Origin of the sequence: Mobilibacterium timonense (genome assembly GCF_900155555.1) — a bacterium.
GTDB lineage: Bacteria > Bacillota > Clostridia > Peptostreptococcales > Anaerovoracaceae > Allobaileyella > Allobaileyella timonense.
In genome coordinates this window covers 519,536-543,082 of sequence record NZ_FUHN01000007.1, presented here as the reverse complement: position 1 = coordinate 543,082, position 23,547 = coordinate 519,536, and the positions used below count along the sequence as shown (strand labels likewise).

At 51.8% G+C, this 23,547-nt stretch carries 19 protein-coding genes and 1 tRNA gene; 16 read left to right on the top strand and 4 right to left on the bottom strand.

Translation table 11 applies throughout. The annotated features are described in order from the left end of the window. Nucleotides 1-386: 386 nt before the first annotated feature. Nucleotides 387-3,173, top strand: coding sequence for a M64 family metallopeptidase (locus BQ7382_RS05565; RefSeq protein ID WP_077391110.1), 2,787 nt, complete (start codon nucleotides 387-389; stop codon nucleotides 3,171-3,173). A 128-nt stretch (nucleotides 3,174-3,301) separates the two neighbouring features. On the opposite strand, the gene BQ7382_RS05560 is transcribed toward BQ7382_RS05565, so the two are convergent. Next, nucleotides 3,302-4,159, bottom strand: coding sequence for a hydrolase (locus BQ7382_RS05560; protein WP_328587313.1), 858 nt, complete (start codon nucleotides 4,157-4,159; stop codon nucleotides 3,302-3,304). A 217-nt stretch (nucleotides 4,160-4,376) separates the two neighbouring features. Here BQ7382_RS05560 and BQ7382_RS05555 point away from each other — a divergent pair, with 217 nt between their 5' ends. The 8 genes from BQ7382_RS05555 to tnpA (BQ7382_RS05520) all read left to right on the top strand — a co-directional run bounded on the left by BQ7382_RS05555 (nucleotide 4,377) and on the right by tnpA (BQ7382_RS05520) (nucleotide 11,501). After that, complete coding sequence (locus BQ7382_RS05555; protein ID WP_077391109.1) at nucleotides 4,377-5,105, top strand: FadR/GntR family transcriptional regulator; 729 nt, start codon at nucleotides 4,377-4,379, stop codon at nucleotides 5,103-5,105. 252 nt (nucleotides 5,106-5,357) lie between these two features. Next, the gene (locus BQ7382_RS05550; protein WP_235847955.1) at nucleotides 5,358-8,162 is read left to right on the top strand and encodes an FAD-dependent oxidoreductase; all 2,805 of its coding nucleotides are present in this window, start codon (nucleotides 5,358-5,360) and stop codon (nucleotides 8,160-8,162) included. 20 nt (nucleotides 8,163-8,182) lie between these two features. Beyond that, nucleotides 8,183-8,539, top strand: a complete 357-nt coding sequence (locus tag BQ7382_RS05545) for a hydrogenase maturation nickel metallochaperone HypA (protein WP_077391108.1) — start codon at nucleotides 8,183-8,185, stop codon at nucleotides 8,537-8,539. 18 nt (nucleotides 8,540-8,557) lie between these two features. Continuing rightward, complete coding sequence (hypB, locus tag BQ7382_RS05540) at nucleotides 8,558-9,229, top strand: hydrogenase nickel incorporation protein HypB (RefSeq protein WP_077391238.1); 672 nt, start codon at nucleotides 8,558-8,560, stop codon at nucleotides 9,227-9,229. Nucleotides 9,230-9,284: 55 nt separating this feature from the next. Continuing rightward, entirely contained in the window at nucleotides 9,285-9,695 is a 411-nt protein-coding gene (locus BQ7382_RS05535; RefSeq protein WP_077391107.1) for a hypothetical protein, read from the top strand. Then, complete coding sequence (locus BQ7382_RS05530) at nucleotides 9,692-10,045, top strand: hypothetical protein (protein WP_077391106.1); 354 nt, start codon at nucleotides 9,692-9,694, stop codon at nucleotides 10,043-10,045. The genes BQ7382_RS05535 and BQ7382_RS05530 overlap by 4 nt, the downstream gene beginning before the upstream one ends. 217 nt (nucleotides 10,046-10,262) lie before the next feature. Continuing rightward, complete coding sequence (tnpA, locus tag BQ7382_RS05525; RefSeq protein WP_077390623.1) at nucleotides 10,263-10,748, top strand: IS200/IS605 family transposase; 486 nt, start codon at nucleotides 10,263-10,265, stop codon at nucleotides 10,746-10,748. 267 nt (nucleotides 10,749-11,015) lie between these two features. Continuing rightward, the gene (gene tnpA / locus BQ7382_RS05520) at nucleotides 11,016-11,501 is read left to right on the top strand and encodes an IS200/IS605 family transposase (protein ID WP_077390623.1); all 486 of its coding nucleotides are present in this window, start codon (nucleotides 11,016-11,018) and stop codon (nucleotides 11,499-11,501) included. A 229-nt stretch (nucleotides 11,502-11,730) separates the two neighbouring features. Here tnpA (BQ7382_RS05520) and BQ7382_RS05515 read toward each other — a convergent pair whose 3' ends face one another. Then, entirely contained in the window at nucleotides 11,731-12,978 is a 1,248-nt protein-coding gene (locus BQ7382_RS05515; protein ID WP_077391105.1) for an MFS transporter, read from the bottom strand. Between the two features lie 280 nt (nucleotides 12,979-13,258). Between BQ7382_RS05515 and BQ7382_RS05510 the strand changes: the two genes are divergently transcribed. The 4 genes from BQ7382_RS05510 to mmuM all read left to right on the top strand — a co-directional run bounded on the left by BQ7382_RS05510 (nucleotide 13,259) and on the right by mmuM (nucleotide 17,489). After that, nucleotides 13,259-13,666 carry an RrF2 family transcriptional regulator gene (locus BQ7382_RS05510; RefSeq protein ID WP_077391104.1) on the top strand — a complete coding sequence of 136 codons (408 nt, stop codon included), beginning with the start codon at nucleotides 13,259-13,261 and terminating at the stop codon, nucleotides 13,664-13,666. A 235-nt stretch (nucleotides 13,667-13,901) separates the two neighbouring features. After that, nucleotides 13,902-14,930: a branched-chain amino acid aminotransferase gene (locus BQ7382_RS05505; RefSeq protein WP_077391103.1), complete on the top strand. Its 1,029-nt coding sequence runs from the start codon at nucleotides 13,902-13,904 to the stop codon at nucleotides 14,928-14,930. A 99-nt stretch (nucleotides 14,931-15,029) separates the two neighbouring features. Continuing rightward, complete coding sequence (locus BQ7382_RS05500; RefSeq protein ID WP_077391102.1) at nucleotides 15,030-16,442, top strand: alanine/glycine:cation symporter family protein; 1,413 nt, start codon at nucleotides 15,030-15,032, stop codon at nucleotides 16,440-16,442. A gap of 48 nt (nucleotides 16,443-16,490) precedes the next feature. Then, nucleotides 16,491-17,489, top strand: a complete 999-nt coding sequence (mmuM, locus tag BQ7382_RS05495; protein WP_077391101.1) for a homocysteine S-methyltransferase — start codon at nucleotides 16,491-16,493, stop codon at nucleotides 17,487-17,489. Here the strand turns inward: mmuM and BQ7382_RS05490 are convergent. Together BQ7382_RS05490 and fabG are read right to left on the bottom strand one after the other, a co-directional pair. Further along, complete coding sequence (locus BQ7382_RS05490; protein ID WP_077391100.1) at nucleotides 17,417-18,184, bottom strand: acyl-[acyl-carrier-protein] thioesterase; 768 nt, start codon at nucleotides 18,182-18,184, stop codon at nucleotides 17,417-17,419. The genes mmuM and BQ7382_RS05490 overlap by 73 nt on opposite strands. Before the next feature lie 64 nt (nucleotides 18,185-18,248). Continuing rightward, nucleotides 18,249-18,986, bottom strand: a complete 738-nt coding sequence (fabG, locus tag BQ7382_RS05485) for a 3-oxoacyl-ACP reductase FabG (RefSeq protein ID WP_077391099.1) — start codon at nucleotides 18,984-18,986, stop codon at nucleotides 18,249-18,251. Nucleotides 18,987-19,171: 185 nt separating this feature from the next. Between fabG and BQ7382_RS05480 the strand changes: the two genes are divergently transcribed. From BQ7382_RS05480 to BQ7382_RS05470, 3 genes are all read left to right on the top strand, one after another. After that, nucleotides 19,172-20,944, top strand: coding sequence for an SWIM zinc finger family protein (locus BQ7382_RS05480; protein WP_077391098.1), 1,773 nt, complete (start codon nucleotides 19,172-19,174; stop codon nucleotides 20,942-20,944). Between the two features lie 189 nt (nucleotides 20,945-21,133). Then, nucleotides 21,134-21,221 (top strand) — tRNA-Ser (locus tag BQ7382_RS05475). Between the two features lie 867 nt (nucleotides 21,222-22,088). Next, nucleotides 22,089-23,189, top strand: coding sequence for a methyltransferase domain-containing protein (locus BQ7382_RS05470; RefSeq protein WP_205408167.1), 1,101 nt, complete (start codon nucleotides 22,089-22,091; stop codon nucleotides 23,187-23,189). Nucleotides 23,190-23,547 lie beyond the last annotated feature (358 nt).

Genomic DNA, 23,547 nt, shown 5'->3' with positions numbered 1-23,547 from the left:
CACAGTTCAGAACAGATGTCGCTGCACTTGAATAAAAATGTGGCGGCATCTTTCAGTGTTACTGGAAATCATTATATCAGCTCACAGCGGTGCGTATACGATACACAAAATACACCTTATTAAGTCAATAAATTGTTGTCACTTACAATCATACCGACACACATAACCACCATAATCACGCCTCAGAGTCATAAAAAAATCTCTACAAATCAAACATCTCCAATTGACATCACCAAATCCACCGCATAAAATCCAATTAAAACAGAATATTTATCATCATGGCGAATCAAAACTGACACGTTTTTTGTTTCTATAAATAAATTCATCGAAAGGAGGTAAACGATGGATAAGGCATGGATTTACAGGAACAAGAAGGAGGGACCGAGATGAGAAATAGAAGAGGCAGAAGGCCGATAGCAGTCATCATGGCGGTGGCCCTTGCGGTGATCCTGAGCCTTCCTTCGCTGGGCACGATCAGTGCCTTTGCAGACGAGAGCTCTCAGACTTCGAGCCAGACTGAACAGAGCGGGACTGATCAGTCCGGATCGAGCGGATCTGGAAGCTCCGGCACCGCTGCAACTTCAGGCTCTGGCGTTTCCGGCAGCTCAAGCTCCGACAAGAGCGGTACGACCGCGAGCACAACAGACGAAGAGACCACAGGTCAGGATGTTTCTGGCAGCGGGACTGAGGACAATACCGGCACCGCTGCTAAGAACGGTGGGACCGCGGACTACGATGAGAGCGACATAGGAGAGCTGAAGCTGGTGTACGGCAACTCCTCACTTCCAGATGATGACGCATTTGTGCTACTCATTTTCGGAGACGGCTTCACCAGCAGCCAGCAGACGGACTTTTACAAAGAAGCCACGAACACGGCGGATTATATCATGGAGACATCTCCATATGACGAGTTCAAGGATGAGATCAAGATCTACGCTCTGGGGACCGCATCAAAGGACAGCGGAGCAAAGGGCGCAAAGGCGCAGACAAAGGAAGAGGCTGACGCCGACACCACAGACACGTTCTTTGGCACCAGGTACTGGCTGTACGGGATGCAGAGGCTTCTGGGCCTCGAGGACGACAGCGAGGGAGTACAGCTGGTGAAGACCCTTCAGCAGAAGTACCTTCCTGACGCCGACTTCAGCATGATGATCGTCAACTCAGACGTTTACGGCGGCAGTGGTGGTGACATCTGCGTTGCATCCCTCAACAGCAAAGCCCGTGAGATCATGATGCACGAGATGGGACACACGGTCGGAGGCCTGGCAGACGAGTACTGGGCCGGTGCAAGCTATGCCGATGAGACCAAGCCGAACATGACTCAGGAGTCGGATCCGGCCAAGGTGAAGTGGTCCAGGTTCGTCGGGAAAAACGGTGTAGGTGTGTACGAGTACACCGACGGAGGCGACGGCTGGTATCACCCGAGCCAGAGCTGCAAGATGCAGTACCTCGGAAAAGAATACGGATTCTGCGAGGTGTGCAAGGAAGAGCTGAGGAAGAGCATAAGTCAGAAGAGCAACGTCACGAAGCTGTTTTTCCAGACATACGCAGATGAGTTCCACGAATCTGATGCCGGAACGGATATGAGCCAGTACTTCATCATCCGAAAGGGGAAAAACGAGACCACGGGGGACAAGCTGGGGAGCGCCCTCAAGCTGACCTACAAGGACTCCAACGGCAACACCGTCGACGGCATCCCGTCAAAGCAGGGCACATATACCGTAACGGCTGCTTTTTCCGGAAACGACACTTACGACGCGGCGACTCAGACCGGAACTTACACCATCGGGCCTGCAGACATCGTCACAGTCACCGCTGAGGATAAGGTGTACGACGGGCAGCCTGAGGACGTGAGCATAGCCGTAAACTATGACAAAGAATATACAGCGAAGCTGCATTTTACAGGAAAGATCCCGTATACCGACAGCGCCACAGAGAGCTACGACAGCGATCAGGCCCCGACGAAGCCGGGCAAATACACGGTAACGGCGACCGCCTATGACAAGGAAACAGGAGACATCATAGGAGAGAAGGCCAGGGATTTCCAGATCAGTTTCAAGACTACGCAGCTCATGAACAACGACGATCCGAATACCTATTGGGGCGCTGCTTCCTACTACAACAACAAGCAGATCGTGATAACGGGAGAGGGTTTCACCGCGGATCAGCAGGATGAATTCGAGGAGCTGGCGAAGGAATACACTGACTACATCCTGAGCACGGAGCCTTACAAGGAGGCGAAGGTATACTTCGATTTCACCACGGTGGAAGCAGAATCTAACGAGTCGGGGATCGGCCTCGAAGGCGTGGGAGCGAGGGATACGTACTTCCAGCTCACCAGGGACAGCCTCAGCAAGGTCGTGCCGAACACCCAGGCGACAGATGCGGCCAAGTACATCGGCGGAAAGGTGGTCACCGCCTACTACAAGAACGTGATCGTCATAGTAAATGACGACAGCGTGAAGGAGGGGGCGGAGGACGGAAGAGTGATCTACGTCGGCAAGGGCGAGAACAGCAAGAAATACGCTTCCAGAGTCCTGCTGAACAAGCTCACCGGGAAGACCGCCGACTACCAGGCCACGACAGACGAGGAAAAGGCCGCACAGCGCCTGGCACTGCTGAACAACATCTATATGGAGTGGTGGGGCGGACATTACGCCACCATCGTCAGCAGGGCCTACGATGAGAAATTCGTGGAGAACGGCACCTCCTATGACTTGGCTCCTTATTTCCACGTATATGTGGGCGATAAGGAAGTGCCTCAGGACAAGGTGAGGCTGATCCTCACGTACTACAGCGATAACAACGGCCAGGTGGGAGAGAAGCTGGATTCGGCACCTTCCGAAGCCGGCACGTATCACGTGAGAGCCGAGATCCTGCCGCCGGACGGACAGAATTACTCTGAGGTCGTAGTAGACGCAAATACTACGTATTACATACCTCCGGCAAGAGGATGGACGACATACACCATCCAGCCGGCTGAAAGCACTGGCGGCAACGGCAGCGGTACTACCACGGTGAAGACCACGAAGACCACTAAGACGGTTACCGTAAAAGGCGTGAGGACCGGCGACGAAGGACGCCTGATGATCTACGCCGCCGTGCTGATCTGCGCGGCAGCGGCCTGCGCCGGGATGATCCGCAGGAGGAACAGGATCCGCAGAAACGGATAGTGAACTTAATGAGATGACGGTCGCGGACTGACGCAACACCGTGACCACAATAAAACTCCGGAGGAGTCTGCCTCGGTTGGCAGTCTTCCGGAGTTTTTTTGCGGAAAAAAGTGATCTGACTTGAATGTTTACGGTTCTCTGTATTTCTCCATGGTGGCGGAGAAGAGCTCCTTAGTGGAAGGCGGCGTGAAGCTGATGGCGTTTGCACCCGCCGCGATGGTAGCGGCTATTGATTCCTCCGTCTTTCCGCCAGTGGCTATGATAGGGACCTTCTTGTTTTCCTTCCTTATCTTCTTCACTATCTCGATGGTGTTGGCACCACCTGCCACGTTGATGATAGAAGCCCCGGCCCTCAGGCGGGCATCGATGTCCGTCGAGGCCTTCGTGACCGTTACTATCACAGGAATGTCGACTGACAGCGCTACGCTTCGCAGGTTGAGATTCGAGATAGGCGCATTCAGGACCACTCCCATGGCTCCCTGGGATTCCACGTCCTTTGCGAGACCAACCGTGCGGAGGCCCTTGGTGGTGCCGCCGCCGACCCCGCAGAAGACCGGGATGTAGGAGCTGCGGATTATGGCACCGCTTATCGTAGGCTGAGGGGTGAAAGGGTATACCGCCAGCACCGCGTCGGCATCGCAGTTACGAATTATGGCTATATCAGTGGTGAAGATCAGGCTCTTGATGCGCCGGCCGTTTATGATGATGCCGCTGGCGGAATAGATGGCCTTGGGCATGCGCACCAGGTTGTGCCGGAGCCTGCTGGTGAATTCGGGGACCATCTCCCGGTCGTACAGCTCATCGGCCTTCGGACCCTGTCCATTCTGACCGGCGGCGGCAGACGCCTCTTCGGCCGGATCCTGGGGCATCGGCGAAGCCGTGCCAACTGTGTTTACAACTGGAGCGGGATCAATACCCTGACTCTCTCCCGAAGGAGCAGCGACATGGGTATCCCTCTCTTTTTCCATTTCGATTTCCTTTTCCATCACACGTCCTCCGGATCACCATGATCCAAATGAATGAAATTACTTTTTTTGCGGTCAGATTCTAACACCATTTATGAACGATGGTCAATATTTATGAAGATGAAAAAAAGATCACAGTGCATTATGACCGGGAACTTTACATCCATATATGTTAGAATACTGTCAATTGGTCAGAAAGAGTTAGTTTTAGGACTTCCGAGAGGATGGGAGGGCGGAAATGGAGTTTCAGTCTATTCGCAGTGTCACGGTCTCTCAGATGTTTGAGGATCAGATCCTGGAGATGATACTATCCGGGGAGCTCAGCCCGGGGACGAGGCTGCCGTCGGAGAGCGAGCTGGCGAAATATACGGGTATCAGCAAGAGCGCCGTGAACATGGGTATGAAGTCTCTGGAAAAGAAGGGCTTCCTCAAGATCACCCCGCGGCAGAAGATCGAAGTGGCGGATTATTACGAGACAGGAAACCTGGATACGCTGGTCACGATCCTCAGGTCCCAGGGGAACGAGTTGGACATAAAGATCATCAAGTCTATCCTGATCTTCAGAGAGGCCATTGAGAGCAAATCCATACAGCTGCTGGCGGAGAACCACACCGACGAGGATATCGCGGTGCTGGACAGGATCGCAGATGACATCCTGAAGAGGATGGTGGAGGGGGACAGCACGATAGAGGAATACGCTGAGATGCTCTTCAGATATCACAGGAAGGTGGCGGTCCTCAGCGGAGACATAGTACTTCCGATGATCTACAACGCTTTTCATGATGTATCCATACCGCTGTGGGTCGAGTGGATCAAGCTCTGCGGGATGGACAGGGCTGTCAATGTGCTGAAGAAATTCACCCGGCTCATAGACGACGGTGACACTGATGGCGCCATGGAGGCATACAGGAGAGGAGAAGAGCTTTTCCGGCAGGGCATGGAGATGGAAAATGAAAAAAGTGAATAGCGCCTTGCGCTATTCGTATAGGAGGGCGGCATATAGCGAAATGTGATGCCGCTCGTTTTTTTATTATCAACTCTCTGATTAAATCAGAATCAACGAAATAACTGGAAAATACGGCTTTATTTTTCGTGTGTTCGATTGAAAACAATTTTAGCCTCGATTATGCTTCAGATATGACTAGTCGGATGTGCATCTGTATTTATGAATGTGATTTTTCTAACGTAATTTGAAAAATCTGTTGAAATGGAGAGTGCTATGGACAGAGCAACTGAAGAGAAAAACCGGCAGTACGAGGGCATGATGAAAAAAGTCCCTGATTTTGTCAACGATGACGGACCGATCAGGCAGCCTGTAGCAAAGCTGGCAAAGCTGCTTACCAACGATGTGAAGAAACATCTGGGATTGTCACCGATCACCAAGGAGGACTATGAATACTGGGGCCTGGCTGCGATAGCAACAGATGAGGAAGCAGAACTCGCCTGCAAGATGGGAGTGAGGATCCCAAAGACCTTCGAGCAGCTTAAACAGCTTTCGGGAAAGAACGACGAAGACCTGAAGAAGATGCTGGATCACATGACGTGGACGGGACTTCTGGAGTACAACTGGGAAAATCTCGATGGCAAGAATCCTGATCACGAGAAGAGGTGGAACCTTCCTGTGCTGATCCCGGGCGTCGGCGAGTTCACGAACATGAACCACGCTCTTATGCAGGAACATCCTGAAATGGGCAGTTTCTTCGAGCAGATGGCAAGGGTGGCCCTGGGACCTATCTCCCACATGGTACCTGAAGGGGGCGGCGGCATCGGGATGCACGTGATCCCGGTGGAAAAGGCCATCGACATGGAGAACGAGTCGGTGTCCGTGGAGCACATTTCGTACTGGCTCGATAAATACGAAGGAAAGTATGCCGCCAGCCCTTGCTCGTGCAGGATGTCGAGGAGCACTTATGACGACAACTGCGGGGACGATCCTGAAAACTGGTGTATAGCTCTCGGTGACCTGGCCGACTACGTGGTAGAGCAGGACAAGGGCGGCACTTATGTCACAAAGGAGGAGGCTCTCCGCATAATCGAGAAGGCCGAGAAGAACGGCTTCGTCCATCAGATCACAAATATCGACGGCGAGGAAAAGATTTTCGCCATCTGCAACTGCAACAGCAACGTCTGCTACGGACTCAGATCATCTCAGCTGTTCAACACGCCGAACCTTTCCAGATCTGCCTATGTAGCAAGAGTAGACAAAGAAAAATGCGTTGCCTGCGGCCGATGCGTGGAGAAATGTCCGGCGGGAGCCGTGAAACTTGGACAGAAGCTGTGCAGAGAAGACGGATCGGAAGTGAAGTATCCTATGAGATCCCTTCCTTCACTGGAGAAGTGGGGCAAGGACAAATGGGACTACGACTACAGGAACACCAACAGGATCAACTGCTATGACACGGGCACATCACCGTGCAAGACCGCATGTCCTGCCCACATCGCCGTACAGGGATATCTGAAGCTGGCGGCCCAGGGAAAATATACAGAGGCCCTCGAGCTGATCAAGAGAGAGAACCCTTTCCCTGCTGTATGCGGCAGAGTCTGCAACAGGAGATGCGAGGATGCCTGCACCAGGGGCACCATCGACGAGGCGGTTGCCATAGACGAGGTGAAGCGCTTCATCGCTCAGAAGGATCTGGATGCGGCGACGAGGTTCATCCCGGAAAAAATCGTTCCGAAGGTATACGGCGAGTTCGACGAGAAGATCGCCATCATTGGCGGAGGTCCTGCAGGACTTTCCTGTGCTTACTACCTGGCGGTAACTGGATACCATCCGGTGGTATTCGAGAAGGAATCCAGAGTCGGCGGAATGATGATGAACGGCATCCCTAACTTCCGTCTTGAAAAGGACGTAGTTCAGGCAGAGATAGACATCCTCAAGGAGCTGGGAGTGGAGTTCCGCTGCGGCATCGAGGTCGGAACGGACGTGACCATTCCTGAGCTGAAGGAACAGGGATTCAAGGCGTTTTACCTTGCCATCGGCCTCCAGTCCGGCGGAAAGCTGGGCATCCCTGGAGACGATGCAGAAGGCGTACAGGCCGGCATCGACTTCATCAGGAAGGTGAATCTGGACGGAACAGGCACGCTCAAGGGGAGAGTAGTCGTCATCGGCGGAGGAAATATCGGCTGTGACGTGGCCAGGGCAGCTGTAAGGTGTGGTGCAGATAGCGTCGACATGTACTGCCTCGAGTCCTATGAAGATATGCCTTGCGGTCCTGAAGACAGAGGAGAGACAGAGAGAGACGGAGTTACCATCCACGCAGGATGGGGCCAGACCGAGATCGTCAAGGAAGACGGAAAGTGCAAGGCCATCAAGTTCGTTAAATGCCTCTCTGTAAAGAACGAAGAAGGACGCTTCGATCCTAAGTTCGACAAAAGCCAGGAGATCGTGGCAGACGCAGATGTCGTCCTGTATTGCATCGGTCAGAAGATCCAGTGGAAGGACATGCTGAAGGGAACGAAGGCCGAGTTCAACAGGAACGGAACTGTCATCGTAGATCCTTTGACCTGCGAGACTGCTGAGGACGGAGTATTCGCCGGCGGAGATGCGGTGACCGGACAGAAGTTCGTCATTGACGCGATTGCCGCAGGCAAGGAAGGCGCTGTATCTATCCACAGATACGTAAGGCCTCACACGACCCTGACCATCGGAAGAGACAGGAGAGAGTTCATCGAGCTGGATAAGAAGGACATCAAGGTCGATGGGGATACCTTCGACAATACACCTCGCCAGAGACCTGGCTACAATGACGCCCTCAGGAGAACGTTCAGAGACGACAGGACGGGATTCACAGAAGAGCAGATCAAGAAGGAAACGGCGAGATGCCTCGGCTGCGGAGCTTCCATCGTAGATACCAACAGATGCCTGGGTTGCGGAGTTTGCACGACCAGATGCGCCTTCGATGCCATCCACCTGTACAGAGAGAATCCGAACTGCTCCAGAATGGAAAAATGTGAGGATTCCAAGAAGCTGGCTATCAAGAACGGGCTGAAGCAGGCCATTAAGGTGAAATTCCACAGGTAATGACCGAGGGGGTAACAAGTATGCATGAGCTGGGAGTGGTTTTCAACGTAATAGACAGAGCCAGGGAAGTGGCCATAGAGAATAAGGCAGACCAGATCGACTCTGTAACACTTCTCATCGGACAGGTATCTACGGTCATTCCGAGTTACCTTAAAGACTGCTGGAAATGGGCTGTCAAGAAGGAAAGCATGATGAAAAATGCCGAGCTGAAAGTCCTCACGGTTCATGCCATCAACCATTGTGATGACTGCGGAGAGGATTACGACGCCATCCCCCATGGCAAGACCTGCCCGAAGTGCGGCAGTTCCAACACATGGCTCCTTCAGGGCAATGAGTTCATAATCGATGAGATCGAGATCTCAGACAGCGAAAGTTAATGATCGAGGTAGATGGTGATGAAAAACGTAAGAGTTATAGAACTGAAGGAAAGCGTGTTCGCAAGCAATGACCAGGAGGCCGAAAAGGTAAGACGGCAGCTCAAGGAAGACAGGACGTTTCTTATGAACCTGATGTCTTCCCCGGGAAGCGGCAAAACGACCACATTGTGCAGGACCATCAAGGACCTTAAAGATTCCTATTCCATCGGAGTGATGGAGGCCGACATCGACGGAGACGTGGATGCAAGAACAATTGCAGACACGGGAGTGTCCAGCATTCAGCTCCACACGGGAGGAATGTGCCACCTGGATGCGGGGATGACCAGACAGGGCCTGGATGAGATCGGGGCTTCTGAGCTTGACCTGGTGGTTCTGGAAAATGTTGGGAATCTCGTGTGCCCGGCGGAGTTCGACACAGGTGCTGTTAAAAATGTGGCGATCCTGTCGGTCCCTGAAGGCCATGACAAGCCGCTGAAATATCCTCTGATGTTCCAGGTGTGCCAGGCAATGATCATCAACAAGATAGATGTCCTGCCTTACTTCGATTTCGACATGAAGAAGGTCGAAGAGTTTGCCCGGGAAAGAAACCCGGAGATCCAGATCTTCCCTGTATCCGCCAAGACCGGCGAGGGATTCGAAGCCTGGGAATCCTGGCTCAGAGAGCAGGTCGACCAGTGGAATGGCCGCTGATACCGGAAGTTATCCCGAGAAGTAATTGCGATCAGACGATCGAGGAGGAAAAGATATGGCATGTTTTGTAGTACCTGCGGCAGAGGCCGTTGTGGTAAAGGTTATAGAGAAGGCACAGAGCAAAAAGGAAAAGGAGCTGAAGCTTGATAGTGCAGGGGATGCGGCCGTGTCGCACGAGTCCGCAGAGTGTAAAATTCCTTTTTCCAAAAAGCTCCGCTGGCTCACACGCCTGCTGATCGGAGGTTCCGTGCTCCTGGCCTTTGAGCACGTATGGCACGGAGAGGTGGAGCCGTGGTTCCCGTTCCTGACGGCTGCCGCAACGCCTGAGACCACAAGCGTCATGCTCAGGGAGATGGCGACTACAGGCATTGGTATGGCGGTGATCGTCACCCTTGTGTGGGCTGCGATGTGCAAGCTGGCCGACAGGAGCGTTAAAAAGCTAGAAGAGGGGAAAGAGATATTATGACTCTGCTGATCACGGTTTTCGCGGCGGTGATAAGCACCGCCGGATGGTACAGGGGGATGCCCGATGACAAGATGAAGACCGGCATCCTCTGCTGGATGTACTGGGGCGCATCCTTGATGTGGCTCGTGGACGCTGTGGTGGAATACATGGAGCTCAGATCCGCCTACTTCACGCCGGCGCCTGCCGACATGCTCAACGATGCGTTCCTCGGGCTCTCGGTGGTCGCGCTCGGATTGGTGATCTGGGTGGTGAGGCTGCTGATCCTCGATCCTAAGGGAGTGATCGCCGGGATGCTGACGAAGGACAGCACGCGCGGCCGCAGAGATCGTGCACACGGCGAAGGCCGCTAAGGTCCGGTGACCTGGCTGATATTACAGTGAAAGAATTGATTTGAAGACGATGGCCGGCGGATATCCGCCGGCCGTTGTCGTTTTTTGTGATCTTTAGTGTAAAAAAACCACCGGCTAAGCCGGTGGAGTAAGAAGCTTTAGCTTCAAGAAAAAACCTCCTGTGATATCATGAATGAGGCTTCCAACCGCACTCATGTAACAAAGGAGGAATAAATCGATGGGTAATATTACCAAAACCGACATCAATAGTTTAACACATTCGAAGTGGCGGTGTCAGTATCACGTAGTGTTTGCGCCGAAGTACAGGAGACAAATTATCTACGGAAAAATAAAAGAGGATATTGGCAAGATACTTAGGCAGTTGTGTGATCAGAAAGGCATAGAAATAATAGAAGCGGAGTTGTGCCCTGATCATGTACACATGCTGATATCAATTCCGCCAAAATACAGCGTATCGCAAGTGATGGGATATCTGAAGGGAAAAAGCTCACTGATGATATTCGACAGACATGCGAATATGAAATATCGGTATGGGAACAGGCATTTCTGGTGCCGTGGCTATTATGTCGATACAGTTGGCAGAAACAAAAAGGCAATCGCAGAATACATACGAAACCAACTGCAAGAAGATATCGCAAATGATCAATTAACATTGAAGGAGTACATAGACCCGTTCACGGGTAGCAAGAATACGAAGGCATAATAAAAAGCGCCCTTAGGCGCAGCCGGAAAATAGAGATGCGGTTGGCAGTCTATTTCGGTGCGTCTTAAGACGCCTGCAAGTAACAGGCCCTTTTAGGGCAAGGACAAACCACCAGTTCAACTGGTGGTTATGANTTGTGATCTTTAGTGTAAAAAAACCACCGGCTAAGCCGGTGGAGTAAGAAGCTTTAGCTTCAAGAAAAAACCTCCTGTGATATCATGAATGAGGCTTCCAACCGCACTCATGTAACAAAGGAGGAATAAATCGATGGGTAATATTACCAAAACCGACATCAATAGTTTAACACATTCGAAGTGGCGGTGTCAGTATCACGTAGTGTTTGCGCCGAAGTACAGGAGACAAATTATCTACGGAAAAATAAAAGAGGATATTGGCAAGATACTTAGGCAGTTGTGTGATCAGAAAGGCATAGAAATAATAGAAGCGGAGTTGTGCCCTGATCATGTACACATGCTGATATCAATTCCGCCAAAATACAGCGTATCGCAAGTGATGGGATATCTGAAGGGAAAAAGCTCACTGATGATATTCGACAGACATGCGAATATGAAATATCGGTATGGGAACAGGCATTTCTGGTGCCGTGGCTATTATGTCGATACAGTTGGCAGAAACAAAAAGGCAATCGCAGAATACATACGAAACCAACTGCAAGAAGATATCGCAAATGATCAATTAACATTGAAGGAGTACATAGACCCGTTCACGGGTAGCAAGAATACGAAGGCATAATAAAAAGCGCCCTTAGGCGCAGCCGGAAAATAGAGATGCGGTTGGCAGTCTATTTCGGTGCGTCTTAAGACGCCTGCAAGTAACAGGCCCTTTTAGGGCAAGGACAAACCACCAGTTCAACTGGTGGTTATGATTCGTCGTGTGGGACAACGAGATGCGAAGCAATATAAAAGGCCGGATCCCCGTGCATGGGAAGTCGGCCTTGATATCGGATACGTGATCTACTGTATTATCTGCTGTTTCTTCCCGGCGTCTTCGAGGCCTTTATGAACAGGAAAATACCCAATACGAACATTATGGATATCATTCCGACGCCCTTGTTAACGCTGCCGGTGAACTGGGACACGACGCTGACGATGGTGGTGCCGAGGATGGCGGCGCCTTTTCCGCAGATGTCATAGAGCCCGAAGAACTCCCCGGTCTGGTCGCTCGGGACTATTTTAGTGAAGTAGGATCTGGACAGCGCCTGAATGCCGCCCTGGAACATTCCGACCCACACCGCCAGCATCCAGAACTGCCACTGGTGAGCCAGGAAGAAGGCGAAGATGGAGATGCCCAGGTATGAGAGGATACATACGAGAATCAGCTTTTCTACATTGTGTTTCTGGGACAGAACGCCGAACAGGATGGCGCACGGGAAAGCCACGAACTGGGTGAGGAGCAGGGCCAGGAGAAGGCCGGTGCTGTTCAGCCCCAGGGCCTTGCCATATGCCGTGGCCATGTCGATGATCGTGTAGACACCGTCGATGTAGAAGAAGAAGGAAAGCAGGAAGATGAAGACCTTCTTTTCTTTGCGGGCGTTCATTATCGTCCTGCCGATGCGCCGGAAACTCTCGGAAAAAGGATGCTCCACCTTTTCCACGTAGTTCTTCTGCTCGTATGTCCTGAGCAGCGGGATGGTTGACACGAGCCACCAAAGGCCCGTGATGACGAAGGCGATGGCCATGGCCCTTTCAGAGGAAAGCCCCAGGGAGCCGGCCTTGAGCACCAGCACGAGACATGCGATGAACGGGATGCAGCTACCGATGTAGCCCCAGGCATAGCCGCTGGAGGAGATGCGGTCCATGCGTTCCTCGGTGGTGACGTCGATGAGCATAGAGTCGTAAAAAACAAGGCTGGAGCTGTAGGCCGTCCGGGCGATGGCGAAGAGCACCAGGAACATCAGCCAGCTCTTCGGGAGGCCCAGGAAAAAGCAGCAGATCACTCCGAAGATGACGGAGGTCAGGAAGACGGGCTTTTTGAAGCCGCGATTGTCTGAGATCGTGCCGAACACCGGACCGATGAAGACCACCAGAAGTGTGGAAATGGAGATCGCGTATCCCCAGTAGGCCAGATAGTCTGCGGAACTTAGGCCGCCTGCGCCAGCCAGGGCGTCGAAGTAGATCGGGATGAGTGTGGACACCATCATTGTAAAGGCTGAATTACCTACGTCGTAGAGCACCCAGTTGCGCTCGAGCTTCGTAAATTTTCTTTTCATTTTCAATTTCTCCCCTCAAATACCATATTGCTATTCTACATTAGTAAATGTAAAAACAGTATTAATTTTCGTGCAAAAACATGGAAATGTGCTTTTTTTCAAACTCTATGTTTTTAGTGGAATTGGAATTGATATTACTCAATCGCTAGGGTATAGTTTTTACAGATAGAGAAGCAGTTTGAGCTGTGGACTTACCCGTGTTTCGATCAGGGATCCTCAGGAAACGAACCTCCGGAAAGCTGAACGATACCTATTTTTACGAAGGAGTGAACGAGGATTTATGCTTATTAACAGAGAGACTGATTATGCATTCAGGCTGATAAGGAACATGTCTGAAGAAAAACCGACCAGCATCAGCAGCATAGTAGGTGACGAGCACATCACCGCGCCGATCGCCTACAAGGTGGCCAGAAAGCTTGAGCAGGGAGGCTTGCTCAAGAGCGTGCGCGGCAATGCCGGCGGGTACATGCTGACGCGGAGTCTGAGCGATATAACGCTGTATGACATTTTTGTAGTCATGGAGAAGGATCCGTACGTGAACATGTGCCTCAAGGAAGACCACGTATGTCTTAACAACACCAAGGACAAGCAGTGCAAGATCAACAGGGAGCTGAGGAGGATCCAGGCTGTCCTGAAGGAGGAGATGAGCAAACCTCTCTCCGACATTCTGGCCGATGACGAGGACTGATCTGGAAAAAAGAGTATCCGGTCCGCGGACCGGTGCGGCGGATCGGGGCAGTAATGTCCGAAGATGATCTGTAGAATAATGTCGAACAGGACGAAATGTGGATTGTTCTATATTTTGTCCTGTTTTTTTGTGCTATGAAACTTAATAGCTATTGACGGAATGCAATATTGAGTTTATGATTAGACAATAAAAACAAATAATAATTTTGTTGATAATAACAAAAGGAGATATGGATATGGCTAAGAAAAACTTGGACTGGGACAACATGCCTTTTGCATACCAGCCGACAGACTACAGATTTGTTTCATGTTATAAGGATGGACAGTGGGACAGCGGCCAGATGAGCACCGATCCTAACGTGACTCTGAACGAGTGCGCTCAGGTCCTCCAGTACTGCCAGCAGGTCTTCGAGGGACTTAAGGCCTACGAGACAGTCGACGGAAGGACCGTGGTATTCCGCCCTGACATGAACGCCGAGAGAATGTACAACTCCGCAGAGAGGATGATGATGGCTCCTTTCCCTAAGGATCGCTTTGTTCAGGCGTGCAAGGACGTTGCAAGGATGAACAGGGACTGGATCGGACCGTACGGAACGGGATGTTCTCTCTACCTGAGACCATACATGTTCGGAATGAACCCGGAGATCGCCGTTGAGCCTGCATCTGAATTCATGTTCAGAGTCATCGCCATGCCTGTAGGCAACTACTTCAAGGGCGGCGTGAAGCCTATCGTTGTAAGATTCGCAGATTACGACAGAGCGGCTCCTAGAGGGACAGGCCACATCAAGGCCGGACTGAACTACGCCATGTCCATGTATCCTCTTATGGAGGCGCACAAGGAAGGCTACAGCGAGAACTTCTTCCTGGATCCGGGCACAAGGACCAAGCTGGAGGAGACCGGCGGAGCTAACATCCTTCTCGTTACGAAGGACGGCAAGCTGGTCACTCCGAAGTCGGATTCCATCCTTCCGTCCATCACCAGAAGATCCCTGCTGTACATCGCAGAGCACATGCTGGGCATGGAAGTGGAGCAGAGAGAGGTCTACAAGGAAGAGCTGCCTGATTTCGCCGAGGTCGGCGTGTGCGGCACCGCGGCAGTCATCTCCCCTGTGGGAAGGATCGACGACCACGGCAAGACCCTGGAAGTTCCAACCGGAATGGAAGAGGGCGGCCCTGTCCTCATGAAGCTGAGACAGACCCTGGTAGACATCCAGATGGGCAAGATCGAAGGCCCTGAAGGCTGGGTAGTAGACGTGGATAAATAAACGCCATATCCGTATTCCCTTTTCAAAGAAAATACAGTTGCACGGTGGGAGCCTTGCGGTTCCTGCCGTTTTTTTAAACTCGAGACTTAAGAGGACGAAATGACAGACTTTTTAACAGCTTTTTCCAATTTCATGTGGGGCACCTGGATGACGGTGCTGATACTGGGCCTCGGTATCTTCCTTTCAATAAGGTTCCGGTTCATGTACAACTTCCGCAGGATACCGTATCACTTCCGGCAGACTTATGGAAAGATGTTCAGGAAGGGCGAGGGCGCCGGCACCGTGTCGGGCTTCGCCGCGGCATGCACAGCGATGGCGAACACCATCGGCGTCGGCAACATCGGGGGCGTGGCTACGGCCATAGTAGCCGGAGGCCCGGGGGCGGTCTTCTGGATGTGGGTCTCCGGACTTTTCGGGATGTCCATAAAAGCCTGCGAGATCATCCTTGGTCAGCGCTATCGCGTCCGCTACAAGAAGTCCATGGACGAGTTCCTGTGCGACAGGTCCTTCGTCATGCGGAACGCCCTGGGTTGGAAAAAAGGGGCTTTCATCCTCGCCATCTGCTGCTTCGTCCTGGGTCCGTGGACCTGCAGCGTGCAGACGGAGTCCGTCACCGGCGCCCTGAAGCAGGCCTTTGATCTGGATCCGAAGATCGCCGTCTCGGTCCTGGGGGTCACCTGCTTCATAACCATATTCGGCGGGCTCAAGCGGATCTCGGGGATCATGGAAAAGGTGGTACCTTTCATGGCACTGCTCTACATCCTCGGCGGTGTCGGGATCCTGCTCACACACATCACCCAGGTGCCGGAAGTCTTCTGGCTCATCGTAAAAAGCGCTTTCACTCCGATGGCGGGGGTCGGCGGCTTTGCGGGTGCAACGGTGCGCGACGCCATCAGATACGGAGTTGCCCGCGGCCTGTATTCCAACGATGCGGGGACGGGATACGGCATGATCGCCCACGCCAGCGCGAAGACCGATCACCCCGTGCGCCAGTCGTCCTGGGGCTGGGGAGAGGTCTTTCTGGACACGATCGTGGTCTGCTCGGTGACGGCCCTGTCACTGATACTCACGAATGTCTACACCGACTATCCGGGCGTGGATTCCGCTTCCCTGACCACCGTGGCGTTCACCGTGAGCTACGGCAGGATCGGAGGCTGGTTCCTGGCACTCGCAATAACCGTTTTTGCCTGGACGACTATAATCGGCATGTACTACAGCTGCGAAAAATCCGTTAACTACGTTTTCGGGGATACCGGTGTCAACAAGGTGGCCACGAAGATCTACATGATATACTACATGATCCCTTGTGTGGTCTTATACAACATCGAGGCAGCTCAGCTCTGGGCCATGACCGATATCCTTACCGGATGCTACGTGATAATAACAGTGCTGTTCATCGCACTGAAGCAGAAGGAGATCATGAGGCTTTTCAGAGACTTCTGGTACAGGTTCCTGCCGGCGAAGGAGGCCGGGGAGGAAGTGGCGCCGGTGGTGTATCCGGTGGAAGAGTGATGGCGTTAAGAGAATGATGAGAATGTAGAGAATAAAGGAGTGACCATAATGGCTGGAAAAATACAGAATCTTCTCAGTGAGACAGGCAGGTTCGTCATCGACGGCTCCATGTCCAGCGCTCTCGAGGAGATGGGCTGCGATCTGAACGACAGCCTCTGGACGGCAAAGATGCTGCTGGAGAGCCCCGAGATGATAAAGGAAGTGCACAAATACTATTTTCGTGCCGGAGCCGACTGCGGGATAACCTGTACTTACCAGGCGACGGTGGATGGCTTCATGAGAAAGGGACTCAGCCGGAAGGCTGCCGAAGACACCATTCGAAACGCCGTAAGACTTTTCCTGGAGGCCCGTGATGAATGGTGGAACGAGGAAGAACACCCGGACAGGGCGTATCCGCTCTGCCTTGGATCAGTAGGCCCTTACGGCGCCTGTCTGGCGGACGGCAGCGAATACCGTGGCAACTACGGGATAAGCCGCGACGAGCTGAAGGATTTTCACGAGACACAGATCCGGCTGGTCCACGAGGGCGGCGCAGACGTGATCCTGTGCGAGACCGTGCCATCTCTCGAGGAGGCCCTCATTCAATCGGAGATCTGCGAGGAAAAGGGCCTGGAGTACTGGATCAGCTTCAGCTGCCAGGACGGGCACAGGACGTGCGAAGGGCAGGAGATTGGCGACTGCGCTGAGGCCCTGAGGGACAGGCCGCACCTCCAGATGATCGGCGTGAATTGCACCATGCCTCAGTACGTGGAGTCCCTGATCCGTGAGATGGTTGAAAAAGGCGACAGGCCTGTCGCCGCCTACCCGAACAACGGAAGCGTCTACGACCCGGTGACGAAGACCTGGCGAGCCCCGGAGGCCTGGCAGGGATTCTACAACTACGCTTTGAGCTATTACAGGGCGGGGGCCGCAGCCGTGGGAGGATGCTGCACCACGCTGGCACCGGAGGTCAGCGCGGCGAGAAGGGCGAGGGACTATTTCCTCGCTGTCAGGCCGAAGCAGGCTTCGATGTTCGATCTTCCTTTGCCTGTAAAAGTCTGGAAGTAGATGATCTTCTCCGCCTGAGGATCCATGTCTCCCGGCGGCAGAAGCTCGCTCTTGTGGATCTCCATGTCCGAGCCGAGCGGGGCCTCATGTTTGTAGTGGAAGTTCATGGACGTGATGTCCCAGCTGCGCGGGTCTGGAACGTAGTTGTAAAGGACATCTGCGTACATGGCGTTGTTCATGTGGCCGTTGATGTCGGTGTCGTTGTAGGCCACGTGATGGATCCCGGCTTTTGACATCTCGACGTCCTTTGGTATCTTGAAGCGGGTCGGGATGTCCAGCTCCTGCTTTTCGCCCCATGCGTAGTTGGATATGTCGTACTCGGACCTCTTTACCAGAGTCTTGCTGTCGGTATCGATGAGCGCCCAGTTGCTGAATGCGGTGATGGCCAGCTCGTCTCCACGGTAGACGTCGAAGGATCTTGGAAAATTGGCCGCCCGGTCGTCGCTCGTCCAGGTGCGGACGGTTACGTCGTCGTATTTGTGCAGCTGTCTGTGGATCTGGATGCACATCCGGCTCACAACATAAGCCTTATGCAGCTTCGTGTACATGTCCACGTAATCCATGTCCTGGACCTTGAGCTGGAACTCCGCGGTCTCCTGCAGATACTGCAGGATGACGGTGGGCTTCAGGCCGCCGGTAGTGTTGGTCTCAAAAGACCTGATCTGGTATTCCCTTGGGAATTTTCCGTTTTTCATAAAAAATCCTTCCTCTCAGGCGCGTTGGTCACGTCATCCGTGTCAGCCGCGTCTTCCGTGTTGCCTACATGATCAGTCCGCCGTTTACTCCGATGACCTGACCGGTCAAGAATCCGGACTGGTCAGAAGCCAGAAACTTCATGACCTTCACCACATCGGCCGGCTTTCCGATCCGGGAAAGCGGCGTGTCGTAGATTATGACGTCCTGAGCTTCCTTTGATACCTCTGCGTTCATGTCGGTGTCTATGAGCCCCGGACAGATGCAGTTCACACGGATGCCGGAAGGGCCGACCTCTTTTGCAAGCGCCTTCGTTAAACCGATGAGTCCGGCTTTTGCCGTTGAATACGGAACCTCGCAGGACGCTCCAACCTGTCCCCACATGGAAGACACTATGATGATGCTCCCTTTTTTCCTGCTGATCATGCCCGGGAGAACCTCTCTGATGCAACGGTAGACTCCGTTCAGGTTGGTCTCGATCATGTTACTCCAGCGGTCCTCGTCGAAGTCCGTGAAGAGCCCGAAGTCCGAGATCCCCGCGTTGCATATCAGCACGTCCAGCTCGTCCTCAAAAAACTCGTTCGCTACGTCCATAGCTGCCTTCACGGAAGGGGAGCTGGCGACGTTGCATTTGATGTTCAGGGCTCCGGTGGCCTTGCTCAGCTCCAGAGCCTTCTGGCTGGAGCTCTTGTAGAGGAATGCGACGCTGCTTCCCTCCGCGGCGAACTCCCTTACTGCCTCGGCCCCGATACCTCGGGAACCGCCGGTGATAAGAACTTTTTTGCTTTTCCTGGATGCCTTCATCTTCACTCCATTCTATCGTCTATGTACAGTAATATACTGTACATTAATAATCTTGTCTCCGAAATGATCTGTGGCGGAAAACTTCCGTGACGAATATATTATCATCTGCCGCCGGAGGTGTCCAATGAAGTACACGGTAGGAAAAAGATGATCTGCTTGACCAGTCTTTGGAAAGGTGATTGCATATGGCTTATCAATGCAAGGATGATTGGAAAGAACTGTTTGCGGCAAGGATACTGAGCCGTGGATATGATTACTATCTTGATGGAAGAGTATGGAATCTCCAGGTTAGTAATGTAGAAGTTTCTGCAACAGTAGACGGGACCGAAGAGTATTGTGTGACAATCAAACTGGCTGACGGCAGGATAGAGGATATGGATTGCGATTGTCCATATGCTGCTGACGGCAACTATTGCAAGCATGAGGCAGCTGTACTATATGCTCTGGCCAAAGAGTCAGAGGACGTAGAAGAAGGATCTTGCAAGGGGCAGGATCCAGATGCCGGGCACCCAGATTGCGGTGATGCTCAAGATGATGAGAAGAAGAAAAAACCTTTCGGTGTGAGCGAACTTGAGGCTGAGGAAGAGGAACTGAGGCAGTGCATTTCGCGCATGTCAGTGGATGAAATGCGTGAAATGCTTTTTAAACTTGCGTCTGATGACGAATCTCTAAGAAACAGGATCGCTGCAATGTATTCGAAAACGATCGATGAGAAAATGATCCTCAAGATGAAAAACATGGTAGATGAAATCGTATATGAGCACAGTGACCAGTCCGGATTTATCTACTGGAATCACGCATCTGATTTTGTCAGTGACCTGATCGGGTTCCTCCACAATGATGTTTCGCCGCTGATCGACCGGGGGATGCTGGAAGAAGCCTTTGATCTGACATGCTATGTGTTTATCACCATTGGCAATGCGGAGGTAGATGATGATGGCGATATAGCTTACGGAGCTGATGAATGCTGTGAATTCTGGGGAAAGATAGTATCAGGAGCATCAGATCTGCAGCAGGAGAATATGTATGACTGGTTCTGCAGACAGATAGGCAGCGGTAGTGTGCATGATTACATGGAGGACTATCTGGACGACTTCCGTATGACGGGGTTCTACTCGAAACCGATCCTGGAAGGGCGGCTCGAGGAACTCGACGGGATCATTTGTAACGAGATGGAAGAATACAAGAAGAACAAGAACATCTGGAAGACACAGACCCTTGTCAGAGATCTCAACAATCGGATTGATACGATGATCGAGCTGGAAGTGCCGGATGACGAGGTGCTCTCATATACGGAAAGGTATACTTTTCTTCCAGCGATCCTCATCAGATACGCTGAGGCTGTCTATAAGACCCGCGACATTGACTGTGCGGCAGGACTTCTCCAAAAGGGAAAAATCAGAGATGCTGCCAACTCCTCTGCAGTCAGTGCCTACAGCCGTGAGCTTATCGAGTTTTATGCCGGGCAGGATATGAAGAAGGAGTTGCTTGATGAACTATCGTATCAAGTGCTTAACTGTTACCAGGAAAATCTGCGTTATATTGACCGTCTCAGGAATATCATTTCCGATGAAGAATGGACGGTGATGCGGGAAGAAATTCTTGGATCAGAGTCGTGCAGGTCGGTCAGATTTGATCTTATGCATGAGGAGAAACTGTACGACAGGCTCGTGAAGGAGATACTCACAACCGGAAGTATAGATGTACTTGAGCGATATGAGAAGGATCTGAGACCGGCGTATTCGCATGAGATAAGAGATATGTATGCAGATCATGCTCGTAATATGATTAAAAATGTATCTGACAGGAAGCAGTACCGTTACGTAGTTGCTTATCTGCGTAAAATAACCCGGTATGACGGAGGAAAAGCGCTGGCAGATTCTATTGCTGAGTCGTGGAAACAGGAATACAAGAGGCGTCCGGCTCTTATAGACGAGATCAGGAAAGCAGGCTTCTGACGGTGTTTGTGAGATGAATACATTCTAGGTAGTAAATCCATAGTGTTAGACATTTCAGCTTTCAAAATAGACGACGTTACAAAATGTGAAAACTCTGTATAAAATGCTTGCGCCAATGTTTGATCTATGTTAAACTAGCATGCGTTCGACGGGAAGCGCATTCTAGTTCGAACGTAATAGCCGTGATGCGGAGGATTGACCGAGCGGCTAAGGAGCTTGATTGGAAATCAAGTAAGGTGTAACAGCCCCGTGGGTTCGAGTCCCATGTCCTCCGCCAATTATCTTGCCCCGAGATGATGGTCTCGGGGTTTTTTGTGTTTGCGATGTACATTTGATCTATGGCACCGATCATCGCGAGCTGGCGACTGGCCGGCTTTATTTTTATGAAAGAACTGTCCTCAAATGAGGCTTATAGGACAAAAACGTGTTAAGAATGTTTGTTAGCAGTTATATGGTTACCCCGAGATTTGAGAGCATTGTTATCTCGCCGTAGCCGATCAAAAAAACATGAGTTTTTTACGGCGAGATAGCTTTATTGATTAAATCCCGTGGTAGATCACAGGCATGATTCTTACGATTGCTGTTTCTGTACATCTTGTTCTGATGATTTTTATTGCATCCATGGCGGACAGTTTCATGTGCTTTGCAAGCATCACTACCATGATTACCACGGGAATTCGGAAACCCCATTTCCCGCCGTAACAGCATGCGGAAAAATCTTGTACGTCTCAACGATTTTTTTGATATTTGAAATCTAGTGGTAAGCTATGGTAATTATTACGAATCCCGGGGTAATATCCGACGCTTCTGATATCGACTATCTCGCCATGGGGTGATTCTGCTATCAAATGTGACTATTGAACGTGATCTCTATAAAAAGAGGAAGATCCCTCTCTCCACAGGAATAAATAAACACGTTTTTTGTCCTGTAAGCCGGTATGCTTTACGACTCACAACACGAGTCCGATGAAGGTTCTTAAACGGAATAGACATTCCATTGATTTCTTGTCAAATGATAATAAGATAATTACATGGAAGACAAATGGAAACTACTCACCGGAGAATCTATATCGAGCTGGTATGATCCAGCATCTGCCATTCAATGTGGAATCAACAGATTTTATCGGTATATTCGGGGGAGAAGATGACTAAGCAACTGATATTCTGCGTTGAAAGTGACAGCAGGGCAAAGGAGGCATCCATGAAAGACACTCACGAATTGGTAAAAGAATACTACAGCAGCGCCAGCACCGAGAACGACGGCCAGCTTGCCACGTCGGTCTGCTGCTGTTCATCCCACGGGATGAGCCGGCAGGTCAAGGAGATCTCCGCGCAGCTTCCGGATGAGATCCTCACGAAATACTACGGCTGTGGCTCGCCTCTGCCAGACGTGCTGGAGGGCTGCACCGTGCTGGATCTCGGCTGCGGCACCGGCCGCGACTGCTACGTGGCGGCAAAGCTCGTCGGGCCATCCGGCCGCGTGATCGGCGTGGACATGAACGACGATCAGCTCGCCATCGCTGAAAAATACCACAAGGAGATGGCTACCCGGTGGGGCTTCGACAATGTGGAGTTTCGAAAAGGCTATATCGAGGACCTCAAGAGCGCGGGCATCCCGGACGGATCGGTGGACGTGGTGATCTCGAACTGCGTGATCAACCTCGCCGACGAAAAGCAGAAGGTGTTCAGCGAGATCTGGCGCGTTCTGAAGAACGGCGGGGAGCTGTACTTCAGCGATATTTTTGCAGACAGAAGAGTGCCTGACGAAATAAACCACGATCCAGTGCTCCTCGGCGAGTGCCTGGGAGGCAGCATGTACGTAGAGGACTTCCGGCGCATGCTGTACAAGGCAGGGTGGAACGATTACCGCGTGGTGTCCTGCACCGACGTACCGATCAACAACAGGGAGATCGAGGAAAAGGTCGGCAACATCGGCTACACTTCCGACACCATCAGGGCCGTGAAGCTGCCGGACCTCATCGAGGATGCGGCTGAGAATTACGGTCAGTTCATCCGCTACGACGGAGGCATCCCAGAGCACGAGCACAGCTGGTCACTGGACATGAACCACACCTTCATCAAGGACCTTCCGGTATCTGTTTCCGGAAACACCTGCGCCATGATACAGCACACCCGCTTCAGTAGATTCTTCACGGTGTTCGGCGACCGCAGCCATCACTTCGGATGGTTCGAGGAGCCAGAAGCCTGCTGCAGCGACGACGGCGGATCCGAGGGATGCTGCTAGCCAGGAAAGGTATTACTCTGTTCAGGAAGGTGATAATAATATGAAAACTTTTGAATACACATGCAAGGCGACACTTGGACTGCACGCAAGGCCATCAGCCATACTTGCCACCGAATGCACTAAACCTTCTATTTAGCTATTATGAACATTGTTGCACTGCTTCGGAGTTGTATGAGTTTGTATGGTTAAGTTTTATGAACGGCAAAGGTTAATTCTTTTGGAAAACATGAATTTGGTCGTTAGTTTATATTAACCCAATAAGCATATTAGCACGGTGAGAATTAATACAAGAAAAGGAAAAGAGAGAATCGAGAGCATTGAACGTTGTGTGTGAAAGAGAAGTAATGAACAATGATGC

What these genes read in the sequence shown, in the direction of transcription:
- BQ7382_RS05510 (WP_077391104.1), top strand. Translation starts at nt 13,259, where the DNA reads ATGCTTATTAACAGAGAGACTGATTATGCATTCAGGCTGATAAGGAAC.
- BQ7382_RS05470 (WP_205408167.1), top strand. Translation starts at nt 22,089, where the DNA reads ATGACTAAGCAACTGATATTCTGCGTTGAAAGTGACAGCAGGGCAAAG.
- BQ7382_RS05500 (WP_077391102.1), top strand. Translation starts at nt 15,030, where the DNA reads ATGACAGACTTTTTAACAGCTTTTTCCAATTTCATGTGGGGCACCTGG.
- BQ7382_RS05515 (WP_077391105.1), bottom strand. Translation starts at nt 12,978, where the DNA reads ATGAAAAGAAAATTTACGAAGCTCGAGCGCAACTGGGTGCTCTACGAC.
- BQ7382_RS05560 (WP_328587313.1), bottom strand. Translation starts at nt 4,159, where the DNA reads ATGGAAAAGGAAATCGAAATGGAAAAAGAGAGGGATACCCATGTCGCT.
- fabG (WP_077391099.1), bottom strand. Translation starts at nt 18,986, where the DNA reads ATGAAGGCATCCAGGAAAAGCAAAAAAGTTCTTATCACCGGCGGTTCC.
- tnpA (WP_077390623.1), top strand. Translation starts at nt 11,016, where the DNA reads ATGGGTAATATTACCAAAACCGACATCAATAGTTTAACACATTCGAAG.
- BQ7382_RS05555 (WP_077391109.1), top strand. Translation starts at nt 4,377, where the DNA reads ATGGAGTTTCAGTCTATTCGCAGTGTCACGGTCTCTCAGATGTTTGAG.
- BQ7382_RS05565 (WP_077391110.1), top strand. Translation starts at nt 387, where the DNA reads ATGAGAAATAGAAGAGGCAGAAGGCCGATAGCAGTCATCATGGCGGTG.
- BQ7382_RS05550 (WP_235847955.1), top strand. Translation starts at nt 5,358, where the DNA reads ATGGACAGAGCAACTGAAGAGAAAAACCGGCAGTACGAGGGCATGATG.
- BQ7382_RS05505 (WP_077391103.1), top strand. Translation starts at nt 13,902, where the DNA reads ATGGCTAAGAAAAACTTGGACTGGGACAACATGCCTTTTGCATACCAG.
- BQ7382_RS05530 (WP_077391106.1), top strand. Translation starts at nt 9,692, where the DNA reads ATGACTCTGCTGATCACGGTTTTCGCGGCGGTGATAAGCACCGCCGGA.
- mmuM (WP_077391101.1), top strand. Translation starts at nt 16,491, where the DNA reads ATGGCTGGAAAAATACAGAATCTTCTCAGTGAGACAGGCAGGTTCGTC.
- BQ7382_RS05545 (WP_077391108.1), top strand. Translation starts at nt 8,183, where the DNA reads ATGCATGAGCTGGGAGTGGTTTTCAACGTAATAGACAGAGCCAGGGAA.
- tnpA (WP_077390623.1), top strand. Translation starts at nt 10,263, where the DNA reads ATGGGTAATATTACCAAAACCGACATCAATAGTTTAACACATTCGAAG.
- BQ7382_RS05535 (WP_077391107.1), top strand. Translation starts at nt 9,285, where the DNA reads ATGGCATGTTTTGTAGTACCTGCGGCAGAGGCCGTTGTGGTAAAGGTT.
- BQ7382_RS05490 (WP_077391100.1), bottom strand. Translation starts at nt 18,184, where the DNA reads ATGAAAAACGGAAAATTCCCAAGGGAATACCAGATCAGGTCTTTTGAG.
- BQ7382_RS05480 (WP_077391098.1), top strand. Translation starts at nt 19,172, where the DNA reads ATGGCTTATCAATGCAAGGATGATTGGAAAGAACTGTTTGCGGCAAGG.
- hypB (WP_077391238.1), top strand. Translation starts at nt 8,558, where the DNA reads ATGAAAAACGTAAGAGTTATAGAACTGAAGGAAAGCGTGTTCGCAAGC.